Genomic DNA, 19,065 nt, shown 5'->3' with positions numbered 1-19,065 from the left:
ACTAACATCAGGAAACGCAATGTTTAAGAAGATTCTGATTGCCAATCGTGGAGAAATCGCAGTTCGGATCATGCGCACCTGCCGGGAGATGGGAATCGGCACCGTGGCCGTTTATTCGGACGTCGACACTCGGGCACAGCACGTATTTGAAGCGGACGAGGCGGTTTGGATCGGCGCATCCGAACCGTCGGAGAGCTACCTGAACATCGATCGTATGATCGCCGTCATTAAACAAACAGGAGCGGAAGCCGTTCACCCCGGCTACGGGTTTTTAGCTGAAAATGCCATGTTTGCAGAGCGCTGCGAAAAGGAGGGCATCGTTTTCATCGGTCCTCCGGCCCAGGTGATCCGTGACCTGGGGGATAAAATCACGGCGCGGCAAATCATGATCAACGGTGGCGTGCCCTTAATACCCGGCACGACCGAAGAAGCGGGAGACATGGTGAAATTGGCCGCGCACGCCGAACAGATCGGCTATCCTGTGCTGATCAAGGCCTCGGCTGGCGGCGGCGGCAAGGGCATGCGCATTGTGGAAGATCCGAACGATCTTGCCGAAGCGTGCCTATCGGCATCGCGTGAAGCGGAGGCCGCTTTCGGAAACGGTGCCATCTATATGGAGAAATATCTGGCAAAATCCCGCCATGTTGAGATTCAGATCCTGGCCGACAGCCATGGCAATGTGGTCCACCTTTTCGAGCGAGAGTGTTCCATTCAGCGGCGGCACCAAAAGATCATCGAGGAGACCCCCAGTCCGGCAGTGGATGCCCGGTTGCGGTCGGAGATGGGCCAAGCGGCAGTGGCGGCGGCCCGGGCTGCGGGCTATGTGAATGCGGGTACGGTGGAATTTATCGTCGACCGGGAAGGCAATTTTTACTTTCTGGAGGTGAATACGCGCCTGCAGGTGGAACATCCCATCACGGAGATGATCACCGGCATGGATCTGGTGCGTCACCAGATCGATATCGCATCAGGCAAGGGACTTTCCCTGACCCAGGAGGATCTTTCCGGCACGGGACATGCCATCGAGTGCCGTATTTATGCCGAAGATCCGCAACGAAATTTCATGCCGTCCCCGGGACGGATCGTTTTTTTAAGAGAGCCCACTGGACCGGGCATCCGAAATGATTGCGGTGTATATTCCGGTTTCGAGGTTCCCGTTGAGTACGATCCCATCTTATCCAAACTGGTGGTCCATGCCGAAACCCGCGATGCGGCCATTCGACGGATGATCTGTGCGCTTCGGTCCTATGCGGTGTTGGGCGTCAAAACACCTATCGCTTTTTTGATCGATATCCTTTCCTCCAACCATTTCAGGGAGGGGGAGACCTATACCGATTTTATCGACACCCATTTTCCAGAGTGGTCACCGGATCGTGACACGCTGCATCTTGCCGCCATCGCTTACGCGGCGGACGCAATGACGCAAAAGCGGAAATTGGCCGCGGGCACGGCGGCGGTCGACCATCCCGGGCCCTGGCAAACGTTGAGGGCCTGGCGCCTCTGAGGGCGGATAACATCGTTGTTTTAGGGCCGCATTAACGCACTTGTACCTATATGTGCGGTCGGCTGCATCACAGCCGGCAGGAGAATAGACCATTGGAATACAAACTGAAATGCCAAGAAGAAACCATTCCCCTACAGGTGGATGCCGGTGAGGACGGCCGATTTACGGCCACCATCGACGGCAACAGGGCAGACGTGGCTTACGGTCGGATTTCGGATCACATGATCCCCATGACCATCGATGGGCGGCAGAAAATGGCCTTTGTGGCCAATACGGAAGAGGGAAAAGCGGTGATGGTGGATGGCCACACGTGGCTGTTTATAGAAAACAACACACCGCTTGCCCACCGGACCAGAGGCGGTCCAAAGAACGGCGACCAGGCAATAACGCCGCCGATGCCGGCGGTGGTGACGAAAATTTTGGTTGCCGAAGGAGACGCCGTCGGAAAGGGGCAGGGTGTGATCGTGGTGTCCGCCATGAAAATGGACACCACGCTGTCGGCGCCCTTCGATGGCGTCGTTGCTCGAATCAATGTGGCCGAGGGAGAAAAAGTCAGTCCCAAACAGATATTGGTGGACATCGATCCCTCGACTGTCGAAGAGACGCAGACAGAGGCTTGAAAGACAGGGGAGTGGGACTGCGTCGACGGGAGGAGTCGCGTTTGTTTTTACCCTGAAATAAACATCGGGAAGGAATCAGCGCCTTCTTGGAAGAACGCTCACCGGTATTCAAAGGAAAATAACCACGATGCTCTATAAGTTCGAGGGGAAACAGCCGATCGTTGGAATTGATACCTATGTCAGCGAGTTGGCCACCGTTATCGGAAACGTCACCATTGGAAACAACTGCTACATAGGCCCTAAAGCCATCCTACGCGGCGATTACGGCCGTATTGAAATCGGCGACGGCACGGCCGTGGAAGAGGGCGTGATCATCCATGCGCCCCCGGATCATCTTAACCGGATCGGAAAACGGGTTACTTTGGGTCATGGTGCGATTTTACATGGTAATTTTGTGGATAATGGCGCTGTGATCGGTATGGGGACGGTCCTTAGTATTTTCAGCGAAATCGGTGAAGGTGCCATCGTTGCGGAAGGATCCCTCGTGAAATGGGGCCAGAAGATCCCCGCCAATTCGGTCGCTGTTGGCAATCCTGCAACCGTGAAGCGACAGGTTTCCGACAAGGATCGGAAGATCTGGTCTTTCGGCAAACAGCTGTATGTGGACCTGGCCAAGCGATATCTGGATTCCGGGTTGGAAGCGGTGGAACTCTCAGTATGCAGAAAAAGGGAATCTTCCGGCGGACCTGGTATCGTGCCGAATCCGGACGCACAACAAACCGGCGCAGGAGAAAAATGAACAGCCATCAAAAAAGCGACAAGATCATCATTGCCAACTGCAGTGGCTTTTTCGGTGATCGGCTCTCGGCGGCCAAGGAGATGATTCAAGGCGGTCCAGTCGATGTTCTCACTGGAGACTATCTGGCCGAACTCACCATGGCCATTTTGTTTCGGAAAAAGGTCAAGTCCCCAGAAGCAGGCTACGTACCCACATTTCTCAAGCAGATGGAAAGCGTCATAGGCGAATGCCTGGACAAAAAGATCCGAGTCGTGACCAACGCAGGCGGACTGAATCCCCGAGGTTTGGCCCGGGAACTGCGGCTTCTTGCCGACAGACTCGGTCTGGCACCCAAAATTGCATATATCGAAGGTGACGACTTGCTCCCACGCATTAAAGAGCTAATGAGAGCGGGGGAGACCTTTACCCACATCGACAAAGGCATCGACCTGGCGGACTCGGGTGCGATGCCCATCACCGCCAATGTCTACCTTGGGGGTTGGGGCATCGCGGAAGCGCTGGGTCGGGGGGCGGATATTGTGGTCTGCGGACGGGTGGCCGATGCGGCCCTTGTGGCGGGACCGAGCGCCTGGCATTTCGGATGGGAACGCACCGACTGGGACCGCTTGGCAGGGGCATACGCGGCCGGCCACATCATTGAGTGCGGCACCCAAGCAACGGGCGGCAACTATTCCTTCATTAAAGAGGTGCCTTCCTATTCGAATATGGGGTTTCCGATTGCAGAAATTTTCGAAGACGGCAGTTTCGTCATCACCAAACATCCAAATACGGGCGGGTTGGTTTCCGTGGGGACGGTAAGCGCCCAGCTGCTTTATGAAATCGCATCGCCGCGATACCTGACACCGGATGTGGTGGCTCGCTTCGATACTTTATCGCTGGATCAGATAGGGCCGGACCGGGTTCGGGGCGGACGCACACGGGGCGAGCCTCCCACCGACACCGCCAAGGTCTGCATCAATACCCTGGGCGGGTATAAAAATTCCATGACCGTGGTTCTGACCGGACTTGATATCGATGAGAAGGCCGAGATCGTTAAAGAAGGTCTGTTCGAAAACCTGGGGGGAGACGAACAGTTCCAGACGGTGGATGTACAGCTGATTCGATCCGACAAGCTGGATCCGGCCTCGAACGACGAGGCGTGCGCATTTTTGCGCATCACCGTTATAGACCCTGATGAGTCAAAAGTAGGCAGACTATTTTCCTCCAAAGTGGTGGAACTCGCCCTATCCAGTATTCCTGGTTTTAATGTCATTGCTCCGCCTTCGAAGGGAGCACGAGCGGTAGTCCATTGGCCGGCATTGGTGTCGGCTCGACACATCCGACAGAATGTATTTATCGACGATATCTCCATCGACGTAACCGCCGCGCCGGGAAATCATGACACGGAACCTGATTTAGCCACCATCAACGAATCTGGAACATTGCCCGGCGGACCTTTTATCCGTGCGCCCCTGGGTCGGGCGTTTGCCACCCGTTCCGGAGACAAAGGCGGTAACGCCAATCTCGGCGTCTGGGCCAAAACCCCGGAAGCGTATGGTTTTTTACGTCACTTTTTAACAGTGGAAAAACTGGTGCAACTGCTTCCGGACTGTGGCTCCTACTCCATCGATCGCTATGAACTGCCCAATCTACTGGCCATCAACTTTTATATTCGAGGTCTGCTTGGGGATGGTGTCGCCGCATCGGTACGCAGCGATCCCCAAGCCAAAACTCTAGGAGAATATCTGCGAGTCAAAGAAGTAGAAATGCCCGAGTCCATTCTACTAAATAATTCGAAGGATACGGAGGACCGGTGAATCAGATCTGCAGTGATCTTACTTGGGAGCAAAACACGTTGGATACGTTGGTCTCCAGTTTAAAGCCGGATGACTGGGCGGCAGTTACTTTGTGCGACGGGTGGACGGTCAAGGATGAGATCTGCCATTTGGCATACTTTGACTATACGGCCCGATTGTCGGCCGCAGACCCTGCAAGCTTTGACCAGCATTTGGTTGAAATTCAGCAGAAAATCAAAGAGATGGCCGACTTTATAGAAGTCTCTCTCGCCAAGGGCAGGGCCATGGTTATTGAACAGCTGCTTCAATGGTGGCGGGAAGAGCGCAGAAAGCTCATAGAGGCCTTGCTCCGTCTCGATCCCCATGATCGTCTTTCCTGGTATGGTCCTCCCATGAGTGCATCGTCTTTCGCCTCTGCCCGTCTCATGGAAACATGGGCCCATGGGCAGGATATCTACGATGTGTTGAAGAAGAAGCGGCCGGTCAGTCCCGGCCTGAAGCATGTTGCCCATCTGGGTGTTACTACGTTCGGGTGGAGTTTCTCGAATCGCGGCATGATCGTACCGGACACCCCGGTTTTCGTGACCCTGACCGCACCTTCCGGCAATCTATGGACCTGGGGCGATGAAACCGCCGTCGAAACCATCACCGGCTCGGCCGAAGAATTCTGTCTGGTGGTGACCCAGCGGCGTCATGTTGACGACACAGCCCTTGTCTGCGACGGGAGGACGGCGCGGCAGTGGATGCTAAACGCCCAGGCCTTTGCCGGTCCACCGGACAACGGACCGCCGGCAGGTACTTTCCGTTGAGACCGGTTCTGGTTCCCTAAAGCCAGATCGGCAAATTGGATGGAGGTTTTATGAAGAAGAACAGTCCGAAAACCAAAGAACTGAACTATTTCACCAAAGAGCAGGAACTCACCCGCAAGGCCATAAGGGATGTGATAAAAAAGGAAGTACTGCCTTTTATCGATGAGTGGGAGGAAGCCGGTGAGTTCCCCAAGGCCTTGTATACTCTGTTTGGCGATCTCGGTTTTCTGGGAATTAGCTATCCGGAAGAAATGGGGGGCAGTGGTGGTGATGTCTTCGACATGATCGTCATGTGCGAGGAGATGATGCGGTCCGGATCCGGCGGGTTCGCCGCCGGTATCGGGTCGTTGAACATTGCTCTACCGCCTATCGTCAAGAAAGGAACCGCAGAACAAAAGGAGCGTTTCGTAAGGCCCGTACTTGAAGGCAGACGCATTGCAGCACTGGGCATCACCGAACCTTCGGGGGGATCGGATGTGGCCAATCTGCAGACGACTGCAATAAAGGACGGTGGCTGCTATATCGTTAACGGTTCTAAAACCTTCATTACCAGCGGTATCAGGGCCGATCAACTCACCTGTGCAGTGCGTACCGGAAAACCCGGAGCACATGGGATAAGTTTTCTCGTTATCGAAAAGGAAACCCCCGGATATTCCGTAAGCCAAGGGTTGAAAAAAACCGGTTGGTGGGCATCGGACACGGCCGAGATCTTTTTCGATAACTGCCGCGTACCGGCGGAGAATCTGATCGGGGAGGAAAACGGTGGTTTTTATACGATCATGGAAAATTTTCAGATGGAGCGGTTGCAGTTAAGCGTCATGGCCAACATCACCGCCCAACTGGCGCTGGAAGAAGCGGCCAACTATACAAAAGAACGCATGGCATTTGGCAAACCGCTTCAGGCTTTCCAGGTGACCCGCCATAAATTGGTGGATATGGCCACGCTGGTCGAGGTCAGTCGAGAATTCACATACCGGGTGGCCTCGAAGATGAATACAGGTTTGAATCAGGTTAAAGAGATTTCAATGGCCAAGAATTTTGCGTGTGGCGTCAGCGACCGGGTTACTTACGATGCGGTGCAGCTATTTGGTGGTTACGGGTATATGCGGGGACACCTTGTGGAACGCCTATACCGGGATAATCGTATTTTGTCCATCGGCGGCGGGACTACGGAAATCATGAAGGAAATAATATCCAAGTTATTGTGAAGGCATCGACTGGATTCAATCATTGTTTCTCAAAAAGCTAAGGAGGGTTTTCATGGATAAGATCATGGGAGCGAGAAAAGAGATGGGGCCTGAGTTTTTTGACGATGCATTTCACGAATGCTACCAGAGGATCGGTTATCCCAAGAAATGGATCGCGGAAGGCCTGCAGTACAAACCGGAAGATGCGTATGTTATCAGCCATCCGTCCTGGTTTTCCGAGGATCTTCCGGCCATTCCAGGCATGTCGATTTTTGACCTGTTCAAGGAATCCGTCAACCGCTGCCCGGAAGATGTAGCGGTCATCTTTTTCGATAGGGCGATCACCTATCGGGAACTGGATAAACTAGTGGGTCAATATGCGTCTCTGCTTACAAAGATCGGCATGCAAAAAGGGGATGTGATCGCCACCCTCCTTCCCAACTCCCTTCAGCACATTGTCGCCATGTATGGTGCCTGGCAGATCGGAGCGATCCACTGCCCGATCAATGTCATGTACCAGCCCGATGAGGTCGCCTATCAGGTCGAGGATTCCCGGGCGAAATGCCTGTTTATCCTTGATCTTTTCTACGATAAGGCCAAGGCATTGCATCAAGAGGGGGTCATCGAAAAGGTCATCGTGACAAATATTAAGGATTTCGCAGCCCCAGAGGCGATCGTTTCCAGTGCCGTGAAACCTTTGTGGGATATTCCCAAGCCGTCCATCCCCAACACAATGGATTTTTTTGAAAATCTGGAAAAACAAGCGCCTCTGACCGAAAACGCCACATGCGACCCCATAACGGACACCGCCTTATTGTTATACACCGCTGGTACAACAGGCAAAAGCAAGGGGGTCATCGAAACTCATTTCAATCTGGTATTCAATTCGTTGACCCACACCCACGGACTGCGGGGCTGGATCGGTCGGGAGGTGAATTTTTCGATTATGCCCATGTTTCATACCGGTGGGTATTTGCTGCACCTGTTGCCGACCATTTATCAAGGGGGGACGGTGATTCCCATCCCCATGTTCGATGTCAAGGATGCAATTCGTGTGGTCGAGCAGTATCGGGTCAATGTTATTTTCGCGCCGCCTACATTTTTCATTGCATTGATGTCCTGCGCCGAACTGTTGAAAAACAGCGATATTGACTGCCTGAGGCTGACCATCGGTTGTGGCGCACCTGTTCCCGTGGCGGTTCAGGACCAGTGGTCCAAAACCACTGGCGTGGAGTTGGTAAACGGATGGGGGATGACCGAAACCAACAGCGGCGGAGTGCTTTCAATCCCCGGCCGAAAAGCTAAGTCGGATGCCCTCGGGGTGCCCATTTTTGCCGAGGTCAAAGTCGCCGATAGTAGCGGCACCATTGTGAACAGGAATGTCCAGGGTGAGATCTATTATCGTGGCCTGCAGGTCGCCCGCGGGTACCTGAACAAACCCGAACAGACTACCGAGGCTTTTCTTCCGGATGGATGGTTCCGCACCGGGGACAGCGGATTTATCGACGATGAGGATTTTGTCCATTTTGTGGACCGTATCAAGGACTTGATCGTGGCTTCGGGATACAACATCGCGCCTGTCGAAGTTGAAGATGTAATCTACCGACACCCGTCCGTGGCCGAAGCTGCCGTGGTGGGTGTGCCTCATGAATACCGCGGCGAGACCGTCAAAGCCGTGGTGGCGCTGAAGCCGGAACACAAGGGCAAAGTAACCGAGCAGGAGCTCATCGACCACTGCAAGACCCACCTGGCCACGTTCAAAGTACCGCGCCAGATTGTTTTCATGGAGGGGTTGCCCAAAAACGCGGTCGGCAAGATTCTACGCCGCAAATTGCGGGACTGACGAGTCCCCTGTTTCTTTTGTGTGCTTGTTCCAAACCAGAGCCCATCAGGTTTTTCGATACCGGTCATGAAGTCATTCACAGGAGACACCAGGCTATGAGCCATACTATCTATTTCAACAAGGAACACGAGCAGGTTCGCAAGTCGATCAGGGACTTTGTCAATAAACGCCTAAATCCCTTTGTCGAAGAATGGGAAGAAGATGGTATCGCACCCCTGCACGATCTGTTTAAGGAGATGGGAGCGCTGGGGTTTCTAGGAATCCGCTATGATCCGAAATACGGAGGCGAGGGGCTGGATTACTGGTATGACGTCATCATGCTGGAAGAATGCGGCCGTATCCGTTGCGGCGGTATTCCGATGGCCATTGCCGTGCAAACCCACATGGCCACCCCGGCCATCGCCGAGTTCGGCAGCGAGTATCTTAAAGAGACCTATTTGCGAGCCGCTATCAAAGGTGAAATGGTGGGGGCGATTGCCGTTACCGAGCCAGATGCCGGTTCCGACGTGGCGGCCCTGAGGACTTACGCCAAGAAAGACGGCGATGATTATGTTCTCAACGGGTCCAAGACCTATATTACCAATGGAACCCAGGCTGACTTTCTGACCCTCCTGGCTCGTACCAGCGAGGATCCCGGCTACCACTCTTTCAGCCTGTTTGTCGTGCCGACGGATCTGCCAGGATTCAAAGTAAGCAGGAAACTGGACAAGCTTGGCATGCGCAGCAGCGATACGGCCGAGTTGTATTTTGACAATCTGCGTCTTCCGGCACGGAACCTCATCGGCCAGGAAGGCGAGGGGTTCATCTACCAAATGAAGCAGTTCCAACACGAGCGATTCTCGACGCTGCCGTTGTGCTATGCCTGTGCGGAGGAACTGATCCGCGAAACGGTAGCCTACTTAAAGAAACGGATCGTCTTCGGTGAGCCTTTAATAAAGAAGCAGGTATTACGCCACCGTTTGGTGAATTGGCTTGGCGAGATCGAGTGCCTTCGGCAGCTAACCTACCACATTGTACGCATGAAATCCGTGGGCCTGGATGCCACCCGTGAAATTTCCCAGGGTAAGGTCATCGGTGGGGAATTGTTCAACAAAGTGGCATACGGTTGCTTGCAGATGTACGGCGGTATGGGCTTTATGAACGAAATGTGGATTTCGAGGGCTTTTCGGGATGCTCGGCTGTATTCTATTGGCGGCGGCGCAAGTGAAGTATTATGTGACGCCTTGGGTAAACTCGAAGGATTTTGACCACCACAAAGGAGGCCCAGATGACTCAAGAGCTAAACAACAACTTGATAGAAAGAGCGGTAGTAGGAGATATATTCCGCCGCCGGGCGTCAACTTCGAAAGAAAAAATAGCCCTGGTAGAAAACCGTGACGGCAAGGAAATTCGGCTTTCCTATGGAGAATTGAATCAAAAGCTGAATCAATTCGCTCGCGCACTAAGAAATGCTGAAATTCGTCAAGGGGATCGCGTCGGACTTCTTGGACTGAACAGTACCGAATATTTTATCTCACTTTACGGGTGCGCCAAGGCCGGTATAACCGTCGTGCCCATTAATCCAGGCTTGAGTCCCAAGGATGTGGCCTACATTTTGGATCATGCGGAGGTAAAAGCACTGGTGGTGGACGACCAACTCGTGGCCATTTCCGATGCGATCCGGAAGGATCTGCCGAATCTTGAATTGTTGGTCGGAATATCAGCGACCGGGCAGACGGTTCGCTCGCCCTACATCGATTTCGAAGAGTTCATTTCTCAAGGCTCCCCTGATGAGGTAGAAGACGTGATCATCCGAGACCGGGATGTCTTTGAGATTTTGTATACCAGCGGTACGACATCCCTGCCTAAGGGAGTGATGGTAGCGCATCTTTCCACTTTTATCATGTCCCTGACAAACCCCATCGAAATGAATATGGGGCTGAACACCGTCACTTGCACGGTCTTGCCCATGTTTCACTGTGCCCAACAAACATTTGCTCTGAGCGCCTTACACCTTGGAGGCAAGGTGGTAATCTTTCGTGCGTTCGATCCTGGGCTTCTTCTCGATGCGATCGAACGAGAGCGGATTCAAATGATGTTATGCCTGCCGGCGATGTATCGGGCTATGCTCGATCACCCCAAGATAAAATCGGTAGATCTGAGTTCCTTAAAAACAGGTGTTTACGCAATGACGCCGATGGATCGCCGCACTTTGGAGGAAGCGATTGAAACGTTTGGAGCTGATTTTCTTCTCGGAACTGGGCAGACCGAGTTTTTCCCTTCCACCAATACATTCAGGTCTGAATGGCAGCTTAAAAAAATGGGCAACTACTGGGGGGAATCGGCATTGACCTTGGACACGGCCATCATGGATTCCGGGGGGGACCTGCTGCCGCAAGGGGAAACCGGCGAAATCGTCTGGCGCGGTCCGGCGGTTATGAATTGCTACCTTAAAAATGAAGAGGCGACTGTGGAAAGCCGGGCTTTCGGATGGCACCACTCGGGCGATCTAGGATATTTTGATGAAGATAATCTTCTCGTTTTCGTGGATCGGAAAAAAGATATGATTAAGACTGGCGGTGAAAATGTACCCTCCATAAAGGTTGAAAGGGCGCTGCTTTCGGATCATAGAATAATGTCGGCAGCAGTGGTAGGATTGCCGCATCCCCACTGGACGGAGGCGGTAACCGCCTTTGTCGTGAAGCAAGAAAATGCCGATCTCGACGAGCAGGATGTGATTGACCTCTGCAAGCGCGAACTCGGCAAATTCGAAATCCCCAAACGTGTCGTATTTATCGACGAGATGCCTCTGACTTCAACAGGGAAAATCAGGAAGAACATATTGAGAGAGAACAATACAGAAGTCTACCAAAGCTAATTAAAGACCTGCCTAAACAGTGAGACAGGGCTGCCCCTGAGAAGGACGGCAATCAGGATTGCCTTGCAGCCGAAAAAAGTGGGTCGAAGACGGCAGGGTTTCGATTTCAAGGACATGACAGACGTCGTATACGATACAATGCTTTTCCTTGAACCGAAAAATCAATAAGCCCCGGCATATATAGAAGATAAGGTGGCATGACTGAACAATTGTTTCCCGATTTTTACTGCATCCAGGTGCCGCTTCCTAAAAGCCCGCTTAAGTATTTGAATTCCTATGTGGTCAAAGGGGGGGGAAGATCTCTGGTCGTTGATACAGGCCTCAACCATCGAGAGTGCCTTGAAACGATGCGGACCGGTCTAGCGAAGCTGGACGTCGATCTCAACCACACTGATTTTTTCATTACTCATCTGCATGCGGACCATTTCGGTTTGGTCGGACGCCTGGCGAGCCGGAATAGCCGGATCTACTTCAACCGCCCGGATAGCGAACTGATCGAATCGTGGAACGGCTTCGGCCAAATGATCGCCTATGCAGAACGAAATGGATTTCCGAAGGCGGAACTACACTCGGCGCTGGAGAACCACCCTGGTCACAAACACGGATCCAAATGGGTTCCTAAACTCAACATTATTAACGATGGTGATATTTTTGAAATCGGCGCATACCGGTTCATCTGTATCATAACTCCCGGCCACACCAAAGGACACATGTGCCTCTATGAGCCGTCTCGAAAAATCCTTATCGCCGGTGACCACCTGCTAATCGACATTACGCCGAATATCCAGTGTTGGGCTGACGACCAGAACCCGCTAAAAGAATATTTGGCCAGCCTGAAACGGGTGGGCAAGTTGGACGTAGCCTTAGTACTTCCCGGACACCGCCGCCGGTTCAGTGATCATCGGCGTCGTATTGACGAACTCATGCAACACCATGAAGATCGCATGACGGAGATTTGTGATATTTTGAGAAGCGGTCCTAAAAACGCCTATGAAGTGGCGTCACAGATGAGTTGGGATATTCGCTGCGAGACCTGGAATGAGTTTCCGGTAACGCAGCGTTGGTTTGCTACCGGGGAGGCGATTTCACACCTACGGTTCCTTGAAGAGACAAAAAGGATCGTTCGAAGTAAAGAAATCATCCCGACAACCTTTTATCTGGCAAAGTAGCCTGTATTCTGAACGGTAGCCAGTCATGATGGTTTTCGTTTCGCAGACAATGTCCGGCAGATCTCTCTTTTCAGGTTACTGACAGGGCTAGGATGCTTTAAGCCTATTTGGACAACATAACCAGCCTAAAATCGCAATCTTTTTACATTTAGTTGCAATAGATCATGCGTGATTTCAGTTGAATTGGCAAACTGCCGTTAGCGGATAAGTCTACTTCTTTTTAAATATAAAATTGACCAAAGGGTGATCGATATTGGATTGCGGTTAAATCCAATCAGATGAATTCTTGCCTTGGCAAACACCTTTCTCCCTGAAATGGAATCGTTCAACTTATTCAACCAAATCTGGGTGTTTTGGCAGCTCATGTATTGCTCTCAAGTTGGCCATACATGATGCTTTACTGTAAACCATTATCGATAGAGGAGGAGTTATGAAAAGCAGGTTAAGGAGAATGGCTTGTGTTCTTTTAAGCCTCTGGCTTGGTATCGTTTCAAATGTTGTGGCCGCAGAATCAGAAAGTACGGGAGAAGGTATAAACCTTGCGGATGACATTACCAAGGAGACAATCGTTGGACCTGGTAGCATACAGGTAAACACCGCAAAAGACATCCTGATGAGTTTCGGAGCCACGGTGAGGGTTATTCCCACATCCGAGACTGATTACGATTTTGGGATGAGTAATGCGGCCCCCAATGGATTCTTGGGCGGCAGTCTTGGAAGCGAGTTTTTTCGGATTCATTCCAATGAATCAGGAATGGTAAAAGACAATTACATTCGCAATGAAAACAAGATCCATTTCAACGCCTTGCCAAAGGACCGCACCTGGAGTTTTTACGCTGCCCTGGAGTTCGACAAGGTGTGGGATACGGTTACGGTAGATGAACGGGGTGGGCGTGATGAAGACAGCAGCGATTTCGGGCTTGAACGGCTTAACATATCATACGCACTGCCCTGGAACATGCGTCTGCACGCCGGTTTTGACATCTGGCATCTCGATGCCATGGACGGTGCTGGCCTGGTATATGGGGATGATAGCCCCGGCTTCTGGCTAACAGGTAAAAATGAAACCATCAGTTACAACCTGGGTTACTTCAAACTACATGAAAATGATTTTCAATTAAGTCCCACAGACTTTGAAGGCTCCAAGAACGCAGATCGAGACCTCTATGCCGGTAAGCTCCAATGGACACCCATTAAGAACCATAAAGTTGTCGGCTTTTATTCATACGACCGTATCCGCAATGTACAAACCAGGGATTTTCTGGACTATTTGACCCAAAGTTCCCCTGCTGCTCCGCTTCTGGGAATCTCAGGTGGCGTGCCGGATGTCGACTCACATCATATCGGTGGGTTGTACATCGGCAACTTTGGCCTGGCGGAACTGTTCCTTGAGGGTGTCTACCAGTTTGGCTCGGCTGATGATACAGGGCTAGGAGCATTGGGTCTGGCTGAGGATTACGATATCAATGCCTTTGCATTTGCAGCAGATATCTCCTTTGAATTTAAAGGGGTTTTTACCGATTTTTCGTTTAAGCCTCATTTGGGGATTGTTTATACCTCGGGCGACGATGATCCCAATGATGACGAACTTGGTGGTTACAACGGTAACCTCAATGCACAGCGATATTCAGGGCGCTGGGGCGGTGAGAATACCATCATCGGGGATACCAACTTTGTCCTTGGGTCCATTCTATACGGCTATGTTCCTGAGCTTTATGGTAACGGCACCCCGGTTTTTACAGGAGGGCTACAGAATTTTGCAGGAGCCGGCAGTGGCCGCGGTGATAACCCCGGAATGACTATGGTCAGCGCCGGGATTAAGGTCGCTCCGAAACCATATCTGATCTATAAAACCAATGTCAATTACTTTAGATGGAACGAGGAAATTACAGTTGCCAATATGGTGAACCCTGCTCTAGGCTACACAGCTGTTGACTCCGGCTACATTGGAACTGAATGGGACAACGAACTCACCTTGGCAACCTCTAAACACTCCTTCGTAAAGGGTCAATTCTCTATGTTTTTCCCTGGAAGCGGGCTGGAAGATGTTACTGCTGCGTTAGGCGCAAAAAGCGATGAAACGGCTTATCGACTAGCGGCCGAGTTAATCATTAATTTCTAAGCCAATTCTTGCGAAAAGGCTAAAGAGAGGCTTCCAGCCCGACTGGGAGCCTCTTTGGAGAGACGATGCCCATGAACTTTTTTCTCACAGCGTGGAAGAATCGTGTCTTAGCATGTTTTTTGACAACATCGACGATGATTGTTGCTTGCGCCAGCGCACCCGACATCATTAGTAACGAAACATCGGCCGACCATCCGTACTCAAATGCCCAGGTACGACAAATGACCGTGGATCAACCCGCTTTATTATCTGGAGACTTTTTTAGAGAAAGAAACCAGATGGCGTTGCACGAAAAGGAGGACGGTTCTGCCGATGGTGAAAGGTTGGAGAAACAACGAACTGAACTGGGAGGGCATGATGCCAAGATTGAACGGCGGACTGCCGTAGGTAAAGAGGACTCGATGCCGACTTCCTCGACCTTGGCTTTGGCTCCTGTTAAGCAGAGAATGAAGATCAAGGTCGGTGTACTGTTCGATCGGGATCGGGTGCCAGCTGGTGCGGCAGAAGTGCTGATTGATGCGATGACAACCGTTTCGATGAGATTTCACATCGTACCGGTTCCACCCGTCGAAATCAGAGAGGCGATACCCCGGCACAAGGAACCCTTGCCAAAGGACTTGGTCGGACTATCGCAGGTTGTATCGATTTACCCTGGCGTGCGAATGCTGGTCCGGGTGGAAACTATCCAATTGCCGAAAAAATTTCCTGGCCACGGGATAGCCCGCATTCATCTGATAGACACCGCTATTCCGCATCGCTATCCATCTTTGGAGATAACCAACCAACTTTTGACAAAGGTCGATGTTGTGCACTTTATGGATAACATCGTCAGTGTAGCCTTTGAACAGGCGGTATATCGGAGTGCTATCATTCCCTGGTTCTGCAGGGTTTTTTATCATGAAAACCATGTATGGTACGTTAACGCCGGCAAGGATTCTGGTCTAAAAAAAGGAGATCGGCTCGCGGTCGTCGCCAAGGGAAAACTGGTCCGAGCCCCGTCTGGACTTCCGGCAGGATGGATCCTTGATGATACCAAGGGGGCCTTGCGAGTGGATCGATTTTTCGGCAAAGATTTGGCCGTCTGCTCGCTCTTGGACGGCCGTGGGCCTGAGAATAGTGACCTGCTGGTAAAATAGCCTACATAGAAAACGAATTCTATCCTTGGGCGGAATCGTTTGGAAACAACAACATACCAATACCTATTCTCAGGCAAATTATTAAACACTGTGGCTGGTTAGCAATATCAATCGAATTAATCCGTTTTATAAAGCCTATACGAAAATACCACACGCAGTTCGCTCCGATTTTTAAAGCAATTAATTCGTTAAGGCTGTAGTCGAAATATGGAGAAACCTATGCGACAAGCGTTGTCAGGCCTAAAGGTAATGGATCTGACCACTAATCTACCGGGGCCTTATCTGACTTGGCTACTAGCCGCCTTGGGTGCAGATGTGCTGAAGGTTGAAAACCCACAAAGCTGCGATCCCGCGAGAGTTTTCGAATCAGACCCCGATCATCCTTTTCGTCTGTTCGGTCTTGTCAATAGCTACAAAAAGAGCATCACCTTAAATCTTAAACATACAACTGCCAGAGAAATCTCTCATCGCCTTGTTAGTCATTGCGATGTTTTTGTGGAAGGGTTTCGTCCAGGTGTTATGGATAAACTCGGTTTAGGCTACGATGCGGTTAAAAGTATTAATCCCCGAATCATCTATGTATCGCTTTCCGGATTTGGCCAGAGCGGGCCATATTGTCATAAAGCTGGTCATGATCTGAACTATCAGGCATTAGCCGGATCGTTTCATTCTACATTCGCGACTGATGCATCACCACAGGTACCAAATATACTGTTTGCAGATCTGGGAGGTGGGAGTCTGTTGGGGCTTGCTGGAATACTGGCGGCTATTGTGCAGCGGGAGAATACAGGGGTCGGCCAGTATATTGATGTTTCTTTGTTTGACGGAATATTCTCTCTGAATTTACTAGGGCAATGCAATTTTCTTGACACAAGGGTAGACCCTAACACAGCAGACAGCGTTTTATGGGGTACTCAGCCATTTTATCATGTTTACAGAACGCAGGACAATCGTCACATGGCACTGGGCGCCGTAGAGTTCAAGTTTTGGAAAAATTTCTGCATTACAGTCGGACGAGAAGACCTGATATATAGACAATACGATGGAAGGTCGGCAATAGATGAAGTTTCCAAAATTATAAGAACGCGCACATTATCTGAATGGAGCGATTTATTTGAGCATGTCGAAGCATGCGTTACGCCGATTCTATCCACCGAAGAGGCTATAATGTCCAAATTGGTAAAATCACGACTTTTGTGGGTGGATGATGGAGTAGAAAAACCACACCCTTTGCCTCCATTCAACCTTTCTGGCTCTCCTCATCCTGATTATTCTCCAGCACCGGATCTTGGCCAACACAACGAATCCGTATTGTCTATAATCGGATATTCAAAAGGGGAGATTAAGGAGTTTGTTCGTAAAGGCATCATATAGTCCGTTGGTTTATGACAGGGATAGATTTGAGCAAATTACCATTTTAACAGCATCCTTGAGGTGGATGGAGGCCTTAGCAGATAGGTTGAAGCGGGAAGCGAATTTGGTCTCAGGAACAGCCACATGAAACGACAACAAGGGAAATAACATTGTTAAACAATAAGGAGGCAAAATGATTCTTGCATCATCTTCATCGATTAAGAAATTTACACAAATGGGGGCTTGGGGCGACAAGACTCTTATTGACTACTTCAAGAGTCATGTAAAAAAGGATCCGGAGCGGGTCTGTGTGATCGATCCTCCCAACAAAGAAAAACTTGTAGGACTTCCAGCAGAGCGCCTAACTTACCGGGATTTAGACCGTGCTGCAGATGCAGTTGCAGAAGCGCTTGTTGCCGAAGGCATCGAAAAGGATGATGTGGTTTTGGTTCAATTGCCAAATTGTTGGGAGCTTGCCATGCTCTATCAGGCCGTTTCCCGAGCCGGCGCTTTGATTTCACCGCTGCCCGTTCTGTGGCGGGAATCGGAAATGAGCTATATCGCCGGTCTCACCAAGGCCCGGGTTCTGATCACCATCAAGCAATTCAACAACTTCGATCACATGGCCCAGGCGAAGTCCTTACAGAAAAAGCATCCGCATATTGAAAAGGTCTTTAGCTTGGAAGATATTCGGGCACTGAGCCTTGGGCAGATAAAGCAGACCTTGGATTCGGTTACCGTGGACCCCAACGACATTTTCACTATCTGTTGGACATCCGGGACTGAAGCCAATCCTAAAGGGTGCCCTTTGAGTCACAACAACTGGGCCGGCATGGCAAAGGTGCAAGACGTTGCAGGCATGCGCTCCGGAGATGTAATGCTTACCGCTGGGCCCTTGGTCAATATGGCCTCCATAGGAACGGTCTACATACCATGGACAATTCTTGGTGGGACCTTGTTGCTGCATCATCCTTTTGATCCGCAGGTTTTCATGAAGCAGCTCATGGAAGAAAAACCTAATTATACGTTACTGGTACCGGCGCTTGCCAACATGTTGGTCAAACACCCCAATGTGGATCAATTTGATTTGACATCATTTCGCACCATTACACTGGGGTCGGCGCCGCCATCGCTATATACCCTGCAGGAATTTAAAAGACGTTGGGATATCGAAATCGGAAATATTTGGGGACAGAACGAGGGTACCGGCATCGTGTCCGGGATTGAGGATATTCCTGAAATGGATTGTAGGGTGGATCATTTCCCCCAGTGGGGCAAACCCGGGTCAATCTGGAGTTCTTCCGCCAGTAAAGTTGTGGAAGTTAAAATCCTGGATGATAGCGGTGAAGAACTTACCGAAGTAGGTAAGGTTGGCGAGTTGGTATACAAGGGTCCCGGTGTGATTGCTGAATATTACAAGAATCCGACAGTAACCCAAAGGAGCTTTACGAAAGACGGTTTTTTCCGTACCGGAGACCTGTTTCAGATTCGTGAGGGCGACTGCATTTCTTTTTTCGAGCGAGCCAAGGACATCATAATCCGGGGCGGCTATAATATCAGTTCACAGGAAGTTGAGAATTACTTGCTATCTCACCCCAAGGTTCAGGAGGCCGCCGTTGTTGGAATGCCGGATGAAAAATTGGGGGAAAGGATGTGTGCCTATGTTGTACCAGTTCCGGGCCAGACTGTAACATTTGATGAACTGGTTTGCCTTTTGAATGAGAAAGGAGTGGCTAGATACAAGCATCCCGAGCGCCTGGAGTATTTGGAACAAATACCGCGCAATCCGGTGGGCAAGATACTGAAAAAGCAACTGCGCAAAGATCTCCTGTCCAGAATGCAGAAAGACTTAGCATAAAGAAAAGTTGGCCTATTGAGAAAGGGGCAGTTCCTTGTTCCCAGAGAACCTGTATATCGAAGTGCACGATACTAACCGTAAGTCAAAGGAGAT

General features: G+C 50.9%; 14 protein-coding genes. All 14 read left to right on the top strand.

What is annotated here, in order from left to right; genetic code table 11:
- Nucleotides 1-19 precede the first annotated feature (19 nt).
- The 14 genes from accC to DSCA_RS18110 all read left to right on the top strand — a co-directional run bounded on the left by accC (nt 20) and on the right by DSCA_RS18110 (nt 18,972).
- Complete coding sequence (gene accC, locus DSCA_RS18175; protein WP_155317773.1) at nt 20-1,504, top strand: acetyl-CoA carboxylase biotin carboxylase subunit; 1,485 nt, start codon at nt 20-22, stop codon at nt 1,502-1,504.
- Nucleotides 1,505-1,596: 92 nt separating this feature from the next.
- Nucleotides 1,597-2,124: an acetyl-CoA carboxylase biotin carboxyl carrier protein subunit gene (locus DSCA_RS18170; RefSeq protein WP_167527850.1), complete on the top strand. Its 528-nt coding sequence runs from the start codon at nt 1,597-1,599 to the stop codon at nt 2,122-2,124.
- 127 nt (nt 2,125-2,251) lie between these two features.
- Nucleotides 2,252-2,863 carry a gamma carbonic anhydrase family protein gene (locus DSCA_RS18165; protein ID WP_155317771.1) on the top strand — a complete coding sequence of 204 codons (612 nt, stop codon included), beginning with the start codon at nt 2,252-2,254 and terminating at the stop codon, nt 2,861-2,863.
- Entirely contained in the window at nt 2,860-4,659 is a 1,800-nt protein-coding gene (locus DSCA_RS18160; protein ID WP_155317770.1) for an acyclic terpene utilization AtuA family protein, read from the top strand. Before DSCA_RS18165 ends, DSCA_RS18160 begins: the two co-directional genes overlap by 4 nt.
- Nucleotides 4,656-5,447: a TIGR03084 family metal-binding protein gene (locus DSCA_RS18155; RefSeq protein WP_155317769.1), complete on the top strand. Its 792-nt coding sequence runs from the start codon at nt 4,656-4,658 to the stop codon at nt 5,445-5,447. Before DSCA_RS18160 ends, DSCA_RS18155 begins: the two co-directional genes overlap by 4 nt.
- 50 nt (nt 5,448-5,497) lie before the next feature.
- Nucleotides 5,498-6,655 (top strand): acyl-CoA dehydrogenase family protein, encoded by a 1,158-nt coding sequence (locus DSCA_RS18150; RefSeq protein WP_155317768.1) that lies wholly within the window; start codon nt 5,498-5,500, stop codon nt 6,653-6,655.
- Between the two features lie 52 nt (nt 6,656-6,707).
- Nucleotides 6,708-8,477, top strand: coding sequence for a class I adenylate-forming enzyme family protein (locus tag DSCA_RS18145; protein WP_155317767.1), 1,770 nt, complete (start codon nt 6,708-6,710; stop codon nt 8,475-8,477).
- 95 nt (nt 8,478-8,572) lie between these two features.
- Entirely contained in the window at nt 8,573-9,724 is a 1,152-nt protein-coding gene (locus tag DSCA_RS18140) for an acyl-CoA dehydrogenase family protein (RefSeq protein ID WP_155317766.1), read from the top strand.
- A gap of 20 nt (nt 9,725-9,744) precedes the next feature.
- Nucleotides 9,745-11,334 carry an AMP-binding protein gene (locus DSCA_RS18135; RefSeq protein ID WP_155317765.1) on the top strand — a complete coding sequence of 530 codons (1,590 nt, stop codon included), beginning with the start codon at nt 9,745-9,747 and terminating at the stop codon, nt 11,332-11,334.
- Nucleotides 11,335-11,531: 197 nt separating this feature from the next.
- A complete protein-coding gene (locus tag DSCA_RS18130) occupies nt 11,532-12,503 on the top strand; it encodes an MBL fold metallo-hydrolase (protein ID WP_155317764.1) in 972 nt (323 codons plus the stop codon).
- 430 nt (nt 12,504-12,933) lie between these two features.
- Nucleotides 12,934-14,625, top strand: coding sequence for an alginate export family protein (locus DSCA_RS18125; protein ID WP_155317763.1), 1,692 nt, complete (start codon nt 12,934-12,936; stop codon nt 14,623-14,625).
- Nucleotides 14,626-14,696: 71 nt separating this feature from the next.
- Entirely contained in the window at nt 14,697-15,761 is a 1,065-nt protein-coding gene (locus DSCA_RS18120; protein ID WP_155317762.1) for a hypothetical protein, read from the top strand.
- Between the two features lie 219 nt (nt 15,762-15,980).
- Entirely contained in the window at nt 15,981-17,135 is a 1,155-nt protein-coding gene (locus DSCA_RS18115) for a CaiB/BaiF CoA transferase family protein (protein WP_167527849.1), read from the top strand.
- A 172-nt stretch (nt 17,136-17,307) separates the two neighbouring features.
- Nucleotides 17,308-18,972: a class I adenylate-forming enzyme family protein gene (locus DSCA_RS18110; protein WP_155317760.1), complete on the top strand. Its 1,665-nt coding sequence runs from the start codon at nt 17,308-17,310 to the stop codon at nt 18,970-18,972.
- The last annotated feature ends 93 nt before the right edge of the window (nt 18,973-19,065 follow it).

The sequence above is a fragment of the Desulfosarcina alkanivorans genome (assembly GCF_009688945.1).
Lineage (GTDB): Bacteria > Desulfobacterota > Desulfobacteria > Desulfobacterales > Desulfosarcinaceae > Desulfosarcina > Desulfosarcina alkanivorans.
The sequence above is the reverse complement of the archived record's forward strand: the minus strand, read 5'-3'. Positions and strand labels throughout refer to the sequence as shown.